This is a genomic window from Sphingomonas sp. PAMC26645, from assembly GCF_004795835.1.
Classification (GTDB): domain Bacteria; phylum Pseudomonadota; class Alphaproteobacteria; order Sphingomonadales; family Sphingomonadaceae; genus Sphingomonas.
In genome coordinates this window covers 558,328-575,614 of the sequence record NZ_CP039249.1, presented here as the reverse complement: position 1 = coordinate 575,614, position 17,287 = coordinate 558,328, and the positions used below count along the sequence as shown (strand labels likewise).

General features: G+C 64.8%; 16 protein-coding genes, 1 pseudogene and 1 riboswitch. Of the genes and pseudogenes, 11 read left to right on the top strand and 6 right to left on the bottom strand.

What is annotated here, in order from left to right; genetic code table 11:
- Positions 1–111: 111 nt before the first annotated feature.
- Both E5673_RS02795 and E5673_RS19830 read right to left on the bottom strand, forming a co-directional pair.
- Entirely contained in the window at positions 112–2,073 is a 1,962-nt protein-coding gene (locus E5673_RS02795) for a glycoside hydrolase family 127 protein (protein ID WP_136188850.1), read from the bottom strand.
- Between the two features lie 72 nt (positions 2,074–2,145).
- Complete coding sequence (locus tag E5673_RS19830) at positions 2,146–2,487, bottom strand: hypothetical protein (RefSeq protein ID WP_210731794.1); 342 nt, start codon at positions 2,485–2,487, stop codon at positions 2,146–2,148.
- An 89-nt stretch (positions 2,488–2,576) separates the two neighbouring features.
- On the opposite strand from E5673_RS19830, the pseudogene E5673_RS19930 reads away from it, so the two are divergent.
- The 8 genes and pseudogenes from E5673_RS19930 to E5673_RS02755 form a co-directional block, all read left to right on the top strand.
- Positions 2,577–2,836: pseudogene (locus E5673_RS19930) on the top strand (sterol desaturase family protein); the annotation flags it as partial.
- A 25-nt stretch (positions 2,837–2,861) separates the two neighbouring features.
- Entirely contained in the window at positions 2,862–3,296 is a 435-nt protein-coding gene (locus E5673_RS19925; protein WP_348769882.1) for a DUF2141 domain-containing protein, read from the top strand.
- 90 nt (positions 3,297–3,386) lie between these two features.
- Positions 3,387–4,229, top strand: coding sequence for a MipA/OmpV family protein (locus E5673_RS02780; RefSeq protein WP_107954165.1), 843 nt, complete (start codon positions 3,387–3,389; stop codon positions 4,227–4,229).
- 390 nt (positions 4,230–4,619) lie between these two features.
- Complete coding sequence (locus E5673_RS02775) at positions 4,620–5,612, top strand: ferritin-like domain-containing protein (RefSeq protein ID WP_120300862.1); 993 nt, start codon at positions 4,620–4,622, stop codon at positions 5,610–5,612.
- A 49-nt stretch (positions 5,613–5,661) separates the two neighbouring features.
- Positions 5,662–6,684 (top strand): ferritin-like domain-containing protein, encoded by a 1,023-nt coding sequence (locus tag E5673_RS02770; protein WP_056487672.1) that lies wholly within the window; start codon positions 5,662–5,664, stop codon positions 6,682–6,684.
- Positions 6,685–6,763: 79 nt separating this feature from the next.
- A complete protein-coding gene (locus E5673_RS02765; protein WP_056487675.1) occupies positions 6,764–7,636 on the top strand; it encodes an outer membrane beta-barrel protein in 873 nt (290 codons plus the stop codon).
- Positions 7,637–8,046: 410 nt separating this feature from the next.
- A riboswitch (TPP riboswitch) is annotated at positions 8,047–8,155 on the top strand.
- 40 nt (positions 8,156–8,195) lie between these two features.
- Positions 8,196–10,109: a phosphomethylpyrimidine synthase ThiC gene (gene thiC, locus E5673_RS02760; RefSeq protein WP_136188849.1), complete on the top strand. Its 1,914-nt coding sequence runs from the start codon at positions 8,196–8,198 to the stop codon at positions 10,107–10,109.
- A gap of 12 nt (positions 10,110–10,121) precedes the next feature.
- Positions 10,122–10,856: a hypothetical protein gene (locus E5673_RS02755; RefSeq protein WP_136188848.1), complete on the top strand. Its 735-nt coding sequence runs from the start codon at positions 10,122–10,124 to the stop codon at positions 10,854–10,856.
- 230 nt (positions 10,857–11,086) lie between these two features.
- Here E5673_RS02755 and E5673_RS02750 read toward each other — a convergent pair whose 3' ends face one another.
- Positions 11,087–12,238 (bottom strand): Fic family protein, encoded by a 1,152-nt coding sequence (locus E5673_RS02750; RefSeq protein ID WP_136188847.1) that lies wholly within the window; start codon positions 12,236–12,238, stop codon positions 11,087–11,089.
- Positions 12,239–12,483: 245 nt separating this feature from the next.
- Between E5673_RS02750 and E5673_RS02745 the strand changes: the two genes are divergently transcribed.
- Positions 12,484–13,290 carry a hypothetical protein gene (locus E5673_RS02745; protein WP_136188846.1) on the top strand — a complete coding sequence of 269 codons (807 nt, stop codon included), beginning with the start codon at positions 12,484–12,486 and terminating at the stop codon, positions 13,288–13,290.
- 47 nt (positions 13,291–13,337) lie between these two features.
- On the opposite strand, the gene E5673_RS02740 is transcribed toward E5673_RS02745, so the two are convergent.
- On the bottom strand, positions 13,338–13,637 hold the full coding sequence (locus E5673_RS02740) for an alkylphosphonate utilization protein (RefSeq protein ID WP_136188845.1): 300 nt from the start codon (positions 13,635–13,637) through the stop codon (positions 13,338–13,340).
- The gene (ung, locus tag E5673_RS02735) at positions 13,637–14,332 is read right to left on the bottom strand and encodes a uracil-DNA glycosylase (protein ID WP_136188844.1); all 696 of its coding nucleotides are present in this window, start codon (positions 14,330–14,332) and stop codon (positions 13,637–13,639) included. Before ung ends, E5673_RS02740 begins: the two co-directional genes overlap by 1 nt.
- Before the next feature lie 180 nt (positions 14,333–14,512).
- Here ung and aguB point away from each other — a divergent pair, with 180 nt between their 5' ends.
- Positions 14,513–15,373 (top strand): N-carbamoylputrescine amidase, encoded by an 861-nt coding sequence (aguB, locus tag E5673_RS02730; protein ID WP_136188843.1) that lies wholly within the window; start codon positions 14,513–14,515, stop codon positions 15,371–15,373.
- A 137-nt stretch (positions 15,374–15,510) separates the two neighbouring features.
- On the opposite strand, the gene E5673_RS02725 is transcribed toward aguB, so the two are convergent.
- Entirely contained in the window at positions 15,511–16,086 is a 576-nt protein-coding gene (locus E5673_RS02725; protein ID WP_136188842.1) for a DUF4337 domain-containing protein, read from the bottom strand.
- A gap of 66 nt (positions 16,087–16,152) precedes the next feature.
- Here E5673_RS02725 and E5673_RS02720 point away from each other — a divergent pair, with 66 nt between their 5' ends.
- A complete protein-coding gene (locus E5673_RS02720; protein WP_136188841.1) occupies positions 16,153–17,190 on the top strand; it encodes an MBL fold metallo-hydrolase in 1,038 nt (345 codons plus the stop codon).
- Positions 17,191–17,287 lie beyond the last annotated feature (97 nt).

The window sequence follows — 17,287 nt, the reverse complement described above, 5'->3', positions numbered from 1 at the left end:
CCCTCCGTATTGGCAGGTCGTCCTGCTCTGGAGAGGGAGGCTATCAGGTTTCGCCGCACTGCATAGAGGCTAATGCAACCGCACGAACGCGTCGGGACTACACCGCCCGACCTACGCCAATCCCGGCGCGATCGGCCAGTAGGTCGCATAGCGCTCGTGCGCGACGCGAAAATACGGCACCATCCGCACCGGCTGCCGGTCCGCCGCGAGGATCGTGAACTCCAGCGGCCGGTCCCCCGCGCGCATCTTCTCGGCAATCGTATCGGGATCGCCCGCCAGCGTCGGCGGCGCGAACGGCGCCGCATTATATTCTCCATATTTGCGCTCGTTGACGATGATGTCCGATCCCGGCGCCAGCCCCTCGCGCCCAAAGCTGCCCGCCATCACCAGCGGCCCAAACGTGAACGCAACGATTTCCGGCGCGGCCGGCGATCGCTCGACCCCGGCGCGCATATCCAGCCGCAGTTCCACCGTATCGCCGTCGCGCCACCCCCGCGCCAACGCCAGATACCGCCCCGGACTGGTCGACCGCATCGCCTCGACCCCGTTCACCAGCACCACCGCGGTCCGGCTCCACCCCGGATGCCGCAGCTTCAGCGTCAGCTCGGCCGGTCGCTTCAACGTCCAGCGCAGCGTCGTCGTCGCAGTGTCGGGGAACGTCGTCACCTGCGTCAGCACCGCGTCCTTGTCCTTCCAGCGCACGGCGGAGGGCACGAACAAATTCACGTACAGCGCGCGGTCATCATGGAAGTAGATCGAGTCGCGGTATTTGACGTGGTTTTCCATCCCCGTGCCGGTGCAGCACCAGAACGAGTTCTCGGGCGTGTGATACAGCTTCATGTAACCCGGCCGGGCACCCTGGAAGTACGTCGCCATGCCGCTGTCCGGATCCTGCGACGCGAGGATCCCGTTATACAGCGTCCGCTCGTAATAATCGGCATAGCCCGCCTGCGGATCGTGCAGGAACAGCGCCCGCGTCAGCTTCAGCATGTTGTGCTGGCAACACGTCTCCGATCCCTTCGCCGACAGGACGTGCTCGGCGAAATCGGCGACCGGAAAGAAATGCTCGTTGTCGCCGTGCCCGCCGGTCGCGAACGACCGCGTCAGCGCCACCGTTTTCCAGAAGAATTCGGACGCATCGCGGTATTCGGGCTTCCCCGTCACCTCCCAGACCCGCTGGAAGCCGATGATCTTCGGCACCTGCGTATTGGCATGCAGCCCGTCGAGATGGTCGCGGCTCTTCGCCAGCGGCGCAAGGATCGCCTTGTGCGAGAACCGCTCCGCCATCGTGCGATACTCCGCGGTCCCTGTCATCGTGTAGAGGTCGGCGAACACCTCGTTCATGCCGCCATGCTCGGTATCCAGCATGGTCTCGAACTGCGCATCGCTCAGCGGCCGGCTCGCGACCACCGCCCAGTCGGCCAGCCGCAGCAGCACCGCGCGCGCCGTGTCGCTGTCCGCCAGCAATGTCGCATCGCGCAGGCCCGCATACACCTTGTGCAGCGTGTACCACGGCACGCCGGTGATCGGATCGCCGCGCAGATGCGCCGCCACCAGCGCCGGCCCGTCCGGGAACGCACAGACCAGCCCGGTCCCCGACGCCGCCTGGCACGCCGCCAGTTCGCGCGCGATATGGTCGATCCGCGCCTTGAACCGCCGGTCGCCGGTCGATCGATAGGCCAGTGCACACGCGGACAGATAATGCCCCAGCGTATGCCCGTGGCAATTGATGTCCGCCCACAGCGGATCCGATTCCCAACCGCCATAGACCGGTGCTTTCGGTGCCAGCCCCGCATTGACTCGGAAATTGTGGAGCATCCGGTCGGGTTGCAGCGCGAGCAGATACGCCTCGGTCTTGCGCTGCGCATGCAGGAACGGCCCCTCGCCGAGCGTGACGTCGGCCAGGTCGAACGCCTGCAACTTCGCGGTCGGCACCGTCGCCGGCACCACCTCTGGCGGCACGAACGCCAACGCCTGTGAAGCGGTCGACAGGGAACCCACGGTCAGCGCACCGGTCGCGACACCCGTCAGGAATTTCCGGCGGGATTGGCCCCCGCGACACAGCTCGACCATAACGACACCCTCTTATGCTCTCATTATTTGTCTGAGTAGCAGGCGTGTCGTGCCGGCGAAAGAGGTAGAGGGTCAGGGTACCCGGTGCGCACAGACATAGCCGGCGAACCGGGACACGAGCCGCGTCGTCTGCATCGCGCCCATCGTCGCCGAGGTCTGGCACGCCAGCCCGTCGCGGTTGGCGCAACGCCGGTCCGCGGTATTGACGGCAGCCAGCCGCGCGCGGTCCAGCCGCGACAGGCTCCGCTCGAACCCGTCCTGGAGATAATCCAGGTCGCCGGGGGTAATCGTCCGTACATGGCGTGCCGGGCACAGCCTGTTGGTACGCCGCCCCAGCGCCTCGAACCCTGCACGGGTCGCGGGGGGCATACCCGAATACCCGGTCACGGTCAGGATCAGCGCGAGCAGAACCATCGACGACTCCATCATGTAATCGCCCGAGACTATCACGCACCTGCGACGACGTCTTGCGGCCGCCTGGTCGAGGCGATCCGATCGCGCGGATCACCGGCGTTGTGGTAATTCCGCTACGGGTGCCCTTGATTCCGATCAACATCGACGCACCGGGTCTGGTACTGACGATCACGACGGCTATGGGGTAACCATCGCATGAGGTGGGGAGGTTTTCCCCCGGTTCATGTGGCGGGGCGCATGGGGCGGCTGGCTGATCACGGCGAGCCATCATCGGCGACATCACGAACGACACGGGTGCAACTATGGCCTCTATTTCCGCTTTTGGGATCGGCTCTGCGGCACCGACAAGCAACGCGGCGATCTTGCCGGCGCGCATGCGAAAGCGGCTGTTCGTCGTGGCGGCAGCAACGACGTGGGCGATGCTGTCGGCGGCGGCGCCCGTCACGCGGCTCGACGTTCAGGTCGACAATCTCCGCTCGTCGAAGGGGATGATCCGGATCTGCCTCACCGCGGACCCCGACAATTTTCCCGCCTGCGTCGACGATGCCAAGGCACTGACGCGGACGCTGCCCGCCAGCGTCCACGCCACCAGCTTTTCGGGCCTGCCCCAGCGCGGCTATGCGCTCGCGATCATCCATGACGAGAACAGCAATGCGAAGCTCGACACGATCGCCGGCATCCCGCGCGAGGGCTATGGGTTCTCGCGCAATGCCGCCGTACGCTTCGGCCCGCCGCGTTTCGATGCCGCCCGGTTCATGCTTGCCGGTGATGCCGAAATGCAACAGGTAAAAATGCGTTACATCTTCTGACCGATCGCAGCGGACCGAAAACGGTTTTACCGCGTTGCGACGTGGAACCTTTTTCTCCGGAGCATTTCCTTGCGCGCATTCACCCTTCTCATGTCTGCCGCAATCGCGGTGCTGGCAACCGCCACCCCGGCGCTCGCCCAGACCGATCCGAACCCGTCGCCAACGATCACCGACCCGCGCGACAACAACCGTATCACGATAGCGGTCGGTGCGGTGTCGATGCCCGATTACGAGGGTGCGGACAGCAATTCCTTCACCCCCGCCGGCGCGATCGTCGGCACGGTGCGCGGGCATGACTTCTTCCTCCGCGGCACGCAGCTCTATTTCAACCTGATCCCGAACACGGGCGAAGTCGGCATCAACTACGAAGTCGGCGTCATCGGCGGTATCCGCCGCGACCGCACCGGCGACATCGACAACCGCCAGGTCCGCGCGCTCGGCAAGATCGATACCGCGTATGAGCTCGGCGGCTATGTCGGCATCGGCAAGACCGGCGTCATCACCAGCGACTACGACACGATCACCGCGCGCGTCGCGTACGTCCACGACGTCTCGGGCACCTATGACAGCTACGTCATCACCCCGCAGGTGAACTACACGACGCCGCTGTCGGTCCGCACGCTCGTCTCGCTCGGCGTGTCGGCGGATTACGCCGGCAAGGGCTTCGGCCGCACCTATGCCGCCGTGACGCCGATCGGCTCGCTGAACAGCGGCCTGCGCACCTACGACATCAACGACAGCGGCTTCCGTCGCGCCAACGCCTCGCTGTTCGTCGTGCAGAGCCTCTCGGGTGATCTGCGCCACGGCTTCGGCGTCGGCGCGGGCGTCCTCTACGGTCGCATGCTCGGCAAGTACAAGAACACGCCGATCGTCGCCGACGTCGGTGATGCGGACCAGTGGCTCTACGCCCTCGGCCTGACCTACACGTTCTAAGCTGTCGATTTCGGCGGATCCGGCTCGGTCCGATCCGCCGAACGCGTTACCTCTGCTCCCTTTACCGTAGGGAGAGAGAAGGGGCCTGCCGGGCGTTTTCCGGGAGGACCAGGGAAAGGTGAAGCCGGCATGTAGCCGCCACCAAAACCCCAATCATCGCAAGCAGGTAAGCCTCTCTGTCGGGTCGTGAAATTTATTTCATCGCACCCCCTTGAACCGTGCATCCATTATTCATCCGCGTACGTTCCTCGCCACGGACGGCTTTTTTTATGTCCGTAATTGAGCGCGTTACGAGCGGGATTCGAGCAATCGACCTGATCGGGGCATGCCCCGTTGCGCGACTGCCGCAGAGCATTTCCACGTCCGCAACAGCAAGGGGAGGACCCTGATATGACCGAGAGCGTGCACCTGATCGAAGCCCTCGATGCGCGAGTGGAACGCCGCAGCGAGCGACGTGAATTCTTCAAGACCGCGCTGGGCGCCGCTGCGATGACCGCAGCCGGTGCGACCGCGCTGTCCTTCTCCACGTCGGCGTCGGCACAGACGATCACCGATGCGGACGTCCTGAACTTCGCACTCAACCTCGAATATCTCGAGGCGCAGTTCTATTCCTACGCCGCCTACGGCACCGGCCTCGACAACAGCCTGCTCAGCGGTACCAGCACGCAGGGTGCGGTTCGTGGCGGTCGTCAGGTCAACTTCAGCGATCCGATCGTGCGCCAGTACGCACGTGAGATCGCCCAGGACGAGATCGCCCACGTCAAGTTCCTCCGCACCGCACTCGGCTCCGCCGCCGTCGCGCAGCCGGTGATCGACGTCAGCGTCTCGCCGACCAGCGCGTTCTCGCTTGCGGCACAGGCTGCTGGCCTCGTCCCCGCCGGTACCGCGTTCGATCCGTATGCTTCGGACGAAGCGTTCCTGCTCGGTGCGTTCATCTTCGAAGACGTCGGCGTGACCGCATACAAGGGCGCTGCCCCGCTGCTCACCAGCAAGGCCTATCTCGAAGCCGCTGCCGGCCTGCTCGCAGTCGAGGCGTATCACGCCGCGATCGTTCGCACGACGCTGTACGGCAAGGGCATCGCGACCCCGTCGCTGCGCCAGTCGGCCGATGCGATCTCGAACGCCCGCGACAGCCTCGACGGTACGACCGATCTCGATCAGGGCATCTCGCCCATCTCGCAGACGCCGATCAACCTGAGCACGACGCAGGCCGCAGTCACCGCGTCGAACATCGTGCCGCTCGATGCGAACGGCGTCGCCTTCAGCCGCTCGGCCAGCCAGGTGCTCAACATCGTGTACCTCAACAAGGGTGCGGCGTCGGCAGGCGGGTTCTACCCGAACGGCATGAACGGCAACATCAAGACGAGCATCGCGGCAAGCTGATCGGTCGTCCGATCACCCGCTCTTCTTCGATATTCAGGGGATTAACCCAATGACCGATCTCAATACCAAGCTGGAAATATTCGACGCGATCGCCAGCCGTCGCAACGAACGTCGTAACTTCCTGCGCTTTGCCGGCGGTTCCGCGCTCGCCATCGGCGGCGCCACGCTGCTCTCGGCATGCGGCAGCGACGATTCCGATCTCGCACCGACCCCGACTCCGGGACCGGCGCCGGTTGCGGCACTCAACGACGCCGACGTGCTCAACGTCGCACTGAACCTCGAATATCTCGAAGCGCAGTTCTACGCGTTCGCGGCATTCGGTGTCGGCCTCAACGCCAACATGCTGACCGGCATCGGTACGCAGGGTGCCGTCACCGGCGGTGCACAGGTGCCGTTCCAGGACACCGTCGTCCGTGAATACGCGCGCGAAATCGCGATCGACGAAGTCGCACACGTCGCCTTCCTGCGCTCGGCGCTCGGCAGCGCCGCCGTCGCCCAGCCCGCGATCGACATCTCGGTCGGCACGGCAGCCGCTCCGGGTGCGTTCACCGCGGCCGCCCGTGCGGCGGGCGTCATCGGCGCAACGGGTGTGTTCAACCCCTATGCTGACGACAACAGCTTCCTGCTCGGCGCGTACATCTTCGAGGACGTCGGTGTGTCTGCCTATAAGGGCGCAGCACCGTTGATCGCCAACAAGACCTATCTCGAGGCGGCCGCCGGCATCCTCGCGGCAGAGGCGTATCACGCAGGCCTGATCCGCACGATCCTGTACCGCAAGGGTCTGCAGACGCCGAACCCGATCCCGTCGCTCATCACCGCCGCGAACCAGATCAGCGACGCGCGCGACAGCCTCGACGGCTCGAGCGACGACGACCAGGGCATCACCGGGTCGGATCCGACGATCTCGAACATCGTGCCCACCGACGCCAACGGCCTGGCCTACAGCCGCTCGGTCGCGCAGGTGCACAACATCGTCTACCTGACGCCCACCGCGAAGATCGGCGGCGGCTTCTTCCCCAACGGGACCAACAACCGCCTCGATTCGCTGCGGACCAGCGGCGCCAACGCGTGATCGCGATCACTGCCTGAAACTGAAACCTTGGGCCGCGGCGAGCAATGGGAGCGCCGTGGCCCTCGTTTGGGGAACGACCATGACCAACTTCACGAAGCTCACCATGCTCGCCGGTCTCGCGACCGCGGGCATTTTCGCTGTTCCGGCCGCCGCGCAGGACATGACCACCGACACCAAGCCGTTCTCGGGCGTCTATATCGGCGCAGCCGGCGGCTATGACGTCCAGGGCAACGACGTCGGCTCGTCGATCCTGTTCGACCGCAACAACGACGGCAATTTCAGCGACAGCGTCAACACCATCACCGGCGCCAACGCCTTCTCGCCGGGCTTCTGCAACGGCTCGGCCCGCACCGCAGTGCCCGCCTATGGTTGCCGCAACGACGATGACGGCTGGTCGTATTACGGCCGCGCAGGCTTCGACGTGCAGCGCGGTCCGTTCGTGGTCGGCATCGTCGGCGAATTCGGCAAGTCCGAGATCACCGACAGCGTCGCCGCCTTCTCGACCACGCCCGCCAGCTACACGATGGCCCGCAAGCTGAAGTGGGAAGGGTCGGCCCGCCTCCGCGCCGGTCTCGCCGCGCGCAACACGCTGTTCTACGCCACCGGCGGCGCTGGCTATGCCAAGATCGACAATTTGTTCTTCACCACCAACACCGCCAACGCGTTCGCAGCCACCGGTTCGGACAAGAAGTGGGGCTATGTCGGTGGCGGCGGCATCGAGCAAAAGCTGACCAAGAACATCTCGATCGGCATGGAATACACCTACCACCAGTACAAGGACGACGACGCCCGCGTCCTCGTCACGGCTGGCAGCGCGATCACCGGCAGCCCGGTCCTGCTCGCGAACAACCCGTTCGTGCTCGCTCCCAACACCGCCGGCACCGCCTTCCGCCGCAGCGACGACCAGTTCCGCTGGCACTCGCTGCGCGGCACGGTGAGCTTCCGGTTCTGAGGCGCAGGGCGGCTTGCGCCGACCCGGCGCAAGACTCGCCCAAGCCCGGTCAGCGCAGCAAAGCACGCCACAAGGCGTAGCTTAGCTACGACTGACGGCGCGCGGAGTGACAGAAAAGGCCGCTGCCCCAAACCGGGCAGCGGCCTTTTCTTTATGTGTTCGATCCTCCCCCGCCAGGGGGAGGTGGCACCGAAGGTGACGGAGGGGGAGGGCCACGCAACAGAGGTTTTCCTTACCTCCCCCTCCGGCTGGCAAGCGCCATCCACCTCCCCCTGGCGGGGGAGGATCGCAAGAGGCACCCCCCGTTCGCCCCGAGCGAAGTCGAAGGGCAGACCCTAAGCACAAACGCCTCGCCCCCGCTCAGGACCCCCAAATTCCCCATTGCACCCCACCCCAACCCCCCTATGCTCACCTCACCCCGGGGGAGCGCTAATCCGCGCTTGAGAGGAAGGCAGGAGCCTTCGACCCGCTGAACCTGATCCGGTTGATACCGGCGGAGGGAGGGAGCGGTCGCCAAAGAACCGTAAGCCTTTGCTCCGAGACCCGTAGGAGCAAGCGCATGGCCATCGATACGCAACACACGACCGACATCGGCGTAACCACCGGCCCGATCCGAGGCTCCCGGAAAATCCACGTAGCGGTCCCAACCAGCCCAGACGTCCGCGTCGCTATGCGCGAGATCGTCCTAGACGCGAGCTGCAGCGAACCCCCGTTACGCGTCTACGACACCAGCGGCCCCTACACGGACCCCCGCGCGAACATCGACATCAACGCCGGCCTCTCCCAACTCCGCCGCGCCTGGATCGAGGCTAGAGGCGACGTAGAATCCTACGAAGCCCGAGAACTCCGCCCCGAAGACAACGGCCAGCTCGGCCCTGACCGTTCCGGCGGCGTCCCCCAGTTCCCCGCCACCATCAAGCGCCCCCTCCGCGCCAAACCCGGCCACAACGTCAGCCAGATGCACTACGCTCGCCGCGGCATCATCACCCCGGAAATGGAATACGTCGCCACCCGAGAAAACCTCGGCCGCGCCATGCTGAAAGACTACGCGAGAGACGGCGAATCCTTCGGCGCAAGCATCCCCGACTTCGTAACCCCCGAATTCGTCCGCGACGAGATCGCCCGCGGCCGCGCGATCATCCCCAACAACATCAACCACCCCGAATCCGAACCGATGGCGATCGGCCGCAACTTCCTCGTCAAGATCAACGCCAACATCGGCAACTCCGCGGTCGCCAGCAACGTCGCCGCCGAAGTCGACAAGCTCGTCTGGTCGATCCGCTGGGGCGCGGACACTGTGATGGACCTCAGCACCGGCCGCAACATCCACGACACCCGCGAATGGATCCTCCGCAACTCGCCGGTCCCGATCGGCACCGTCCCAATCTACCAGGCGCTCGAAAAAGTCGGCGGCGTCGCCGAGGACCTGACGTGGGAGATCTTCCGCGACACGCTCATCGAGCAGGCCGAACAGGGCGTCGATTACTTCACGATCCATGCCGGCGTGCGCCTCGCCTACATCCCGATGACCGCCAACCGCGTCACCGGCATCGTCTCGCGCGGCGGCTCGATCATGGCGAAATGGTGCCTCAGCCACCACAAGGAGAGCTTCCTCTACGAGCGCTTCGACGAGATCACCGAGATCATGAAGGCGTACGACATCGCCTACAGCCTCGGCGACGGCCTGCGCCCCGGCTCAATCGCCGACGCCAACGACGAAGCGCAGTTCAGCGAACTCTACACGCTCGGCGAACTCACCCACCGCGCGTGGAAGAGCGACGTCCAGGTCATGATCGAAGGCCCCGGCCACGTGCCGATGCACAAGATCAAGGAGAACATGGACAAGCAACTCGAGGTATGTGGAGAGGCGCCTTTCTACACCCTAGGGCCCCTGACGACGGACATAGCCCCCGGCTACGACCACATCACCAGCGGCATCGGCGCCGCGATGATCGGCTGGTACGGCACCGCGATGCTCTGCTACGTCACGCCGAAGGAGCATCTAGGCCTCCCCGACCGCGATGACGTCAAGGTCGGCGTAGTAACCTACAAACTGGCCGCCCACGCCGCCGACCTCGCCAAAGGCCACCCCGCCGCCCAGATGCGCGACGACGCGCTAAGCCGCGCAAGGTTCGAGTTCCGCTGGAGAGACCAGTTCAACCTCTCCCTCGACCCCGACACCGCCGAACACTACCACGACCAGACGCTGCCAGCCGAAGGCGCCAAGACCGCCCACTTCTGCTCGATGTGCGGCCCAAAATTCTGCTCGATGAAGATCACGCAAGAGGTGAGGGACTTCGCAGCCAAGCAGAACGCGCCCGCTGACACGTTCTTGGCGGCGGATGTCGACCAGACCGACACCAACCGCGCGATCTTCGCCAAAGGCTCCCACGCCGAAGCCGAAAAAGGCATGGCAGACATGAGCGAGAAATTCCGCAAAAAGGGGAGCGAAATTTACCTGCCGGCTGAGTGATAGGAAGCAACCATGGAGAGTGCCGCAAAGCTAATCACGGCCATAGGCACTCTCCTTGGGGCTATCGCGTGGCCGCTCGCCATCTTCACGCTTGGCTTCTTATTCAGAAATGAGCTGAGATTTGCTGCCAAAAGAATCCCATCGTTTATGGATCGTGTACGCAAAATGAAGATTGCGGGCATCGAGGCCGAGTTGGATCGCGTCGCAGACGCGGTAAAAGAAAATGAAAAAGGCACTGTAACGTCACGGCAGATAGAAATAGCCGCTAAGATAGCTCTCGAAGCGGATAGCGATTTAGATCTTGCGAAGCAGCTCGACCGCCTATGTCTTGAGTATGACTCGATTCGTCGCTCTATGCCGGCGGGTAGCGATCGTACTCAAGCGATGACGCGAGTCATAGTACGAATGAGGGCGCTTGCACCTACGCTGGTTGGACACATTGACAACTATAAGGGATCCGGATCACCAGGAAGCAGGTTGGCTGCTATTGCAATGATGCAGATGAACCCAAATGCGTGTGACATAGATTGGCTAGCCGAGCGGTTTTCCGTAGAGCAGCCATTTGTATTTTATCATGCTGCGCTAGCTCTGCAAAATATCGCGAATAACGCTCTTTCAAACGTAGAGTGGGATCAACTTTTTGGAGCGGTTCAGCGTAGTTTGGATACTGTCCGCAGTTTTAATGGAAATCCTGATCAGTCGACAATAGAAATATTGGAACTTATTATGCTAGATATTCGGAGCTAGATTATTAAAGTTGTGACGGAATATTGCGATCTATACGCGACCCCGCACCATATTCACGCTGTCGCGCTCCACTCGATACAGTACAAGTCGACGATAATTCTTACACCCGCCACGATTTCAGGTCGCGACGGGCGACTTTTAGCATAGTCTGCTGACCGAACCACGCTCGGGACAAGCTCTACCAGTCGAGTTGCCGCAACCGGATCGTGACGCGTGAAATGATTCTCGCCTTACCCGATCTGCAACGCCGCCAACACGCCCGGAAACCGAATAAGCTTCGGGTAACTCCCCTCCACCTCCTCCGCGACGCCATGCGCGATCAACTCGTTCAAGTTGTTCGCCGCACCCTGATACGTAACGCCCAGCGCTTCTGCGAAATCAGAGATCGACCGCACCGGGCGTTCGAACGCCAGATCGATGATCCGCAACATCAGCGCCGATCGCCGTGCCGTCTGGAAGCGTTCGCGATATGCGCGTTGCAGGTCCTGCAGGCGCTCGACCACCGCGATCGTCTCTTCCGCCGATTCCGCAACGGCTTCGAGAAAGAACGCGATCCAGTCTTCCCACGCGCCGTCGCGCGACACCGCGTACATCAGGTCGATATAGCGATCCTTGTGCCGCTCCAGATACGGACTCATGTAGAGCAGGGGCTGCGGCAACGTGCCGTTGTCGATCAGCATCAGCGTGATCAGCATGCGACCAACCCGCCCGTTGCCATCGGCGAACGGGTGGATCGCCTCGAACTGGTAATGCGCCAGCGCGGCGTCGATCAACGGCGACGGACGTTCCTCGCGATTGGCGAACGTCATCAAGGTATCGAGTACGCGCGGCGTTTCTATCGGAGGCGCAGGAATGAACCGTGCGGTGTCGATCCGGCCCGATCCCCCGATCCAGTTCTGGTCGCGCTTCAACTCGCCCGCCTCGACCGTTGCCCCGCGATTGCGTGCAACTCCGGTCAACAGCGTGCGGTGCGCGTCGCGGATCAATCGGGACGAGATCGGCAGCGTGGCGAGCCCGTCGATCGCCCCCTCCAGTGCGCGAACATAGTTCAGCACCTCGCGGTTATCGCCGCGCGTCGCCGCATCCGCTGCGCCCGCCTCGAACAGGAACAGGTCGGTTAGCGTTGTATAAGTCCCCTCCATACTGGACGAGGACACCGCCTCGCGCCGTTGAAGCGGCCGGATCAGCAACAGCGGATTGGCGACCGATCGCCCGATTCCCTTGAGTTCTCCCACTGCTTGCGTCGCGCGCGTGAGTTCGGGCAGAAAGCGACCTATGTCGAGTATCGCGGGCGGCAGTGGCGCGGCGACGAACGCCTTGCGACCGCCGACCGTAGGCATAAGCTGCCCGGTCGCGCGATCGTTGAAGCCGTTGCGGTCCATGCAACGGATCTACAAAGTGCAACGGCCACTTTCAACGAAAACCGTGTTTCGTGAAAAGTGCTGCCGTCGCTTTATACATCCGTGCAAAGTGGTCCAAGGATGCCTTCCAAGGTGGATGCCCCAGCGCCACACTTGCCGCGCGAAAAGTCCAACACGTAACAATATCGCTGTCCTACACGCCTTCGCCCTGATCCGTTTCGCGCATGCAAACAAAACCAACGCGCACGCGCTCTCGCCGCGATGTCATGCCCGACATCGCCTCCGCTCTCGCCCCCGAGCCAACCGCACCGACCACCGCGATGACCATCATCGAGGCGGAGCGCCTCCCGACGGTCGAGGACTTCGACCTCGCCGGATACGACTGGGTGCCGGTCCGCCGGAAGGTGCGGCACGATGGCTGGACGGTCGCGACGCAGCAGGCGTTCATCGGCGTGCTCGCGGATACCGGATCGGTCACGCAGGCCGCGCGCGAGGTGAACATGTCGGCGACCTCGTGCTACCGCCTGCGCCGCGCGGCCGATGGCGCGGCGTTCGCGGCGGCGTGGGATGCTGCGGTGCAGACCGCGTCGCTGCGGCTGGTCGATCTCGCCTTCGATCGCGCGATCAACGGGTCGCCCGAGCCGGTGTTCGACCGCGACGGCAACCGCGTCGGCCAGCGCGTCCGGTTCAACGATCGGCTGCTGATGTTCCTCCTGCGCGCGCACCAACCCGATCGCTATCGCACCCCCGGCCAGTCGCCTGCGCCGGCGCCCATCCCGGTACCGCCGGTCGATACCACGCTCGCCGCGCTCGCACCGCCGATGCCCGCCGAACCGCACCGCCTGATGGCCCCCGAGGCGCTGGTTATGGCGCTCGCAGTCGCCGATATCCGCGCCGAACCCATTGCCCAGCGCCGTCCCGCGTCAACCGGTTCCGCACCGTCCGTCCAGACGTTCGAGGCGCAGCTCGCTGCCGCGAAGGCGACGATCCCGCCCAAATATCCCGAGAGGGGCCGCGCCCAGGAGGGTGAGGATGACCATGAAGGTCCTGGCCGGCGCCGTTTCCGAGCGTAACTTTATCGTGACCTTTGGCGCCGCCCCTCGAACGCGGCTTCGAAGCCCTACCGCTTCCGAACGAACTCCGCGCGCAGCACCAGCCCCTTGATCCCCTCGTACCGGCAGTCGATCTCCTGTGCGTCACCAGTCAGCCGGATCGACTTGATCACCGTCCCGCGCTTCAGGGTCTGCCCCGCGCCCTTCACGGTAAGGTCCTTGATCAACGTCACCTGGTCGCCGTCCGCCAGCACGTTGCCGACCGAATCCCGCACCACGACCGCACCGTCGTCCGCCGCCACCGCGGTCGCCGCACCGCCCGCAACCCACTCGCCAGTCGCTTCGTCGTACACATATTCGTCGCTCATTAGTCGGTCTCCGGCAGCGCCCAGTCGATCGGCGCGCGCCCATGGGTTTCGAGAAAGTCATTGGCCCGGCTGAACGGCCGCGATCCGAAGAACCCGGTCCTTGCTGCCAGCGGCGATGGATGCGCGGACTGGATCACCAGATGCCGCCCGCCCTTGCTCACATCGTCGACGAACGCCGCCTTCTTCTGCGCATACGCCCCCCACAGCAGGAACACGACCGGTTTGTCCTGCGCGTTCACCGCCGCGATGACGGCGTCAGTAAACCGCTCCCACCCCCGCTTCTGGTGCGACGCAGCCTCGCCCATCCGCACGCTCAGCACCGCGTTGAGCAGCAACACGCCCTGCGCCGCCCAATGATCCAACATGCCATGCGACGCGCGCGGGATCCCGAGATCCGCCTCCAGCTCCTTGTAGATATTCACCAGGCTAGGCGGCGTACGCACCCCCTCCCGCACCGAGAAGCTCAGCCCGTGCGCCTGCCCCTCGCCGTGATACGGATCCTGCCCCAGGATCACGACCCGCACCTGATCGAGCGGCGTCAGCTCCAACGCCCGAAACCGGTCCGCATCCTCCGGAAACACCCGAGCCCCCGCCGCCCGCTCTGCCTCCAGAAACACATCCAGCGCCCGCATGTACGGCGCCTCGAACTCGGAGTGCAGCGCTTGCCAGCTTTCGGGGAGGTTGGGTGTCATCATCTCCGGTCGCATGTCGGACAGGGCAGGGCAGTGTCAATCGCCACCCCTCTTGTTCCCCCGCGAAGGCGGGGGCCCAGGATCTCGCAGGACAACGCCCGTTACCCTGGACCCCCGCCTCCGCGGGGAAACCGGACCACCAAAGGCTCGCACAACCCGAACCGCTCTCTTATATGCGCCGCCATGACCGAGATCACCGTCGCCGCGCTGCAGCTGGGCTTCACGCCCAACATCGACCGCAACATCGCCAACGTGTCGCGCCTCGTCCACGAGGCCGCCGCGAAGGGCGCGCAGGTGATCCTGCCGCCCGAGCTGTTCGAAGGCGAGTATTTCTGCCGCGTCGAGGACGAGGGCCTGTTCGCCAACGCCGCACCCGTCGGCGAGCACAAGGCGGTGCTCGCGATGCAGGCGCTCGCCGAGGCGCTCAAGGTCACCATCCCGACCAGTTTCTTCGAGGCGGACGGCCCACACCATTATAACAGCCTCGCGATGATCGGCCCCGACGGCAACGTGCAGGGCGTCTACCGCAAGAGCCACATCCCCGACGGCCCCGGCTACGAGGAGAAGTTCTACTTCCGCCCCGGCAATACCGGGTTCAAGGTCTGGCCACACGCGTCGGAGGCCGGGCGGACGACGCTCGGCGTCGGCGTCTGCTGGGACCAATGGTACCCGGAAACGGCGCGCGCGATGATGCTGATGGGCGCGGAAATCCTGTTCTACCCGACCGCGATCGGCAGCGAGCCGCATGATACCTCGCTCGACACTGCCCGGCTCTGGCGCCGCGCCATGGTCGGCCACGCGGTCAGCAACGTCGTCCCGATCGTCGCCGCCAACCGCGTCGGCGTTGAGCACGGCCAGACCTTCTACGGCACCAGCTTCATCGCCGACGAGCGCGGCGACATTCTGGCGGAGCTTGGCCGCCACGACGAAGGCGTCATCACCGCAACGATCGACCTCGACATCGTCAAGCGCCACCGCGCCGCCTTCGGCTTCTTCCGCGATCGCCGCCCCGACCTGTACGGCCGTCTGGTCCAGGACATCTGACTCGTCGATCCTCCCCCGCCAGGGGGAGGTGGCGCGAAGCGACGGAGGGGGAGGACACGAAACAGATGTTTCCCCTTACCTCCCCCTCCGTCTGGCAAGTGCCAGCCACCTCCCCCTGGCGGGGGAGGATCGAGGGATCAGAACCAAGCCAGCCCAGCCAACGCCGCCCCCACTAGCGCAGCCGCCCCCGCAACCCACAGCAACCACCGCCGCCCGGTCAGCGCCGTAATCGACGCCAACGCGATCGCCACCTGGATCGCGGTCACCGCCAGCGCCAGTTTCGTATGCGGCCGTAGTGCCTCGTCCGACTCGCCATCCGCCGCCGCCGAGCGCCGATCGAGCGTCTCCGCCTCCCGCTTCAACGCCGTCCCGCGCGCCTTGTACCGCGCGATATCCGCCCGGTGCGTCGCCATCTGAGTCGCACCGAACCCGGCCGGCGCGAGGTCGACCTCCATCTGCGCAATATGCCGCTTCAAATCCTCCGCCTGGTAATAGCCCCACGCATCCGACGCTTGAGCCTTGATCAGCACCGCCTCGTTCTTGTGCAGCAGCGCCTCGTTCTGCGTATGCCCGCCGAGGAAGCTGGTCACCGCCGCCAGCGTCGCCAGGATCGCGGTGAACAACGCGATCCGCTGGTCGAACGCCTCACCCTTGGCCGCGCGTTCCTCCGACAGTTGCTCATGCAACCCGCGCACTTCGAAATCATCATCCATGTTGGTCGCTATGGCCCTCCGCGCGTGACTGGACGCTGATGATCGCGTGACATAGTCGTCAGCGCCATGATCCGCCCTCGCTCGATACTGCTCGCGCTCACGTTTCTCGCCGGCTGCGCGACGCCGTCCGTGAAGACCATGCCGCCGAGCGATCACTTCAACGGAACGCGTTTCTTCAACCCCGACGGCGTACAGGGCAGTACCGGCGAGCAGAAGCAGGGCCCGGTCGCGCTGCTCCGTAATCTCGTAAAGCCCCCCTATCGGAGCTGGCCCAAGGTGCCCGTCACCCCAACGCGCCCGCCCGCCCGCGTCGAGGGCCGGACGATGCGCATCACCTGGATCGGCCATTCGACCGTGCTGGTGCAGACGCAAGGACTCAACATCCTGACCGATCCGATGTGGCTCGAGCGCTCGTCCCCGGTCCAGTTCGTCGGCGTAAAGCGCGTCCGCGAACCCGGCGTGCGTCTCGCGGACCTGCCGAAGATCGACCTGATCCTGCTCAGCCACGACCACCGCGACCATCTCGACATGACCGCGATGAGACGGCTCTGGCACCGCGACAAGCCGCTGATCGTGACCGGCCTCGGCAACGACCAGATCCTAGCGCGCAGCGGCATCCATGCGGTCGCGCGCGACTGGGGCGGGCGGGTGGCGTTGCGTCCCGGCATCGACGTGATCGTCGACCGCGCGCACCACTGGAGCGAATACGACCCCGGCGACCGCGACAAGACGCTCTGGGCGGGCTTCACCGTGACGCTACCCGGCGGCAACCTGTATTTCGCAGGCGACACCGGGCCGGGCGACATGCGCTGGGCAACCGAAGCGCGCGCAGCCGGCCCGGTCCGCCTCGCGATCCTGCCGATCGGCGCGTATCATTTCGCAGGTCACGAAACCGACAACCACATCGGCCCGGACCAGGCGGTGACCGCGTTCGAACAGCTCGGCGCGGCCTATGCGATCGGCGTCCACTGGGGCACGTTCGAGCTGACGTCCGAAGGGATCAACGACCCCCCCGACCACCTCCAGGCGGCGCTGATCCGCGAACACATCGCCGCGAACCGCTTCCGCACGCCAGAGGCCGGCGAGGCCTGGGTGATCGAGTAGTCGTCCGGCTCCCCTCCCTGAAAGGGAGGGGTAGGGGGTGGGTAGGCCCGATCGAGCCCCAGCCGATCCGCGATCCGGACACCGACCCACCCCCAAC

What these genes read in the sequence shown, in the direction of transcription:
- E5673_RS02795 (WP_136188850.1), bottom strand. Translation starts at nt 2,073, where the DNA reads ATGGTCGAGCTGTGTCGCGGGGGCCAATCCCGCCGGAAATTCCTGACG.
- E5673_RS19830 (WP_210731794.1), bottom strand. Translation starts at nt 2,487, where the DNA reads ATGGTTCTGCTCGCGCTGATCCTGACCGTGACCGGGTATTCGGGTATG.
- E5673_RS19925 (WP_348769882.1), top strand. Translation starts at nt 2,862, where the DNA reads ATGCGAAAGCGGCTGTTCGTCGTGGCGGCAGCAACGACGTGGGCGATG.
- E5673_RS02780 (WP_107954165.1), top strand. Translation starts at nt 3,387, where the DNA reads ATGTCTGCCGCAATCGCGGTGCTGGCAACCGCCACCCCGGCGCTCGCC.
- E5673_RS02775 (WP_120300862.1), top strand. Translation starts at nt 4,620, where the DNA reads ATGACCGAGAGCGTGCACCTGATCGAAGCCCTCGATGCGCGAGTGGAA.
- E5673_RS02770 (WP_056487672.1), top strand. Translation starts at nt 5,662, where the DNA reads ATGACCGATCTCAATACCAAGCTGGAAATATTCGACGCGATCGCCAGC.
- E5673_RS02765 (WP_056487675.1), top strand. Translation starts at nt 6,764, where the DNA reads ATGACCAACTTCACGAAGCTCACCATGCTCGCCGGTCTCGCGACCGCG.
- thiC (WP_136188849.1), top strand. Translation starts at nt 8,196, where the DNA reads ATGGCCATCGATACGCAACACACGACCGACATCGGCGTAACCACCGGC.
- E5673_RS02755 (WP_136188848.1), top strand. Translation starts at nt 10,122, where the DNA reads ATGGAGAGTGCCGCAAAGCTAATCACGGCCATAGGCACTCTCCTTGGG.
- E5673_RS02750 (WP_136188847.1), bottom strand. Translation starts at nt 12,238, where the DNA reads ATGGACCGCAACGGCTTCAACGATCGCGCGACCGGGCAGCTTATGCCT.
- E5673_RS02745 (WP_136188846.1), top strand. Translation starts at nt 12,484, where the DNA reads ATGCCCGACATCGCCTCCGCTCTCGCCCCCGAGCCAACCGCACCGACC.
- E5673_RS02740 (WP_136188845.1), bottom strand. Translation starts at nt 13,637, where the DNA reads ATGAGCGACGAATATGTGTACGACGAAGCGACTGGCGAGTGGGTTGCG.
- ung (WP_136188844.1), bottom strand. Translation starts at nt 14,332, where the DNA reads ATGATGACACCCAACCTCCCCGAAAGCTGGCAAGCGCTGCACTCCGAG.
- aguB (WP_136188843.1), top strand. Translation starts at nt 14,513, where the DNA reads ATGACCGAGATCACCGTCGCCGCGCTGCAGCTGGGCTTCACGCCCAAC.
- E5673_RS02725 (WP_136188842.1), bottom strand. Translation starts at nt 16,086, where the DNA reads ATGGATGATGATTTCGAAGTGCGCGGGTTGCATGAGCAACTGTCGGAG.
- E5673_RS02720 (WP_136188841.1), top strand. Translation starts at nt 16,153, where the DNA reads ATGATCCGCCCTCGCTCGATACTGCTCGCGCTCACGTTTCTCGCCGGC.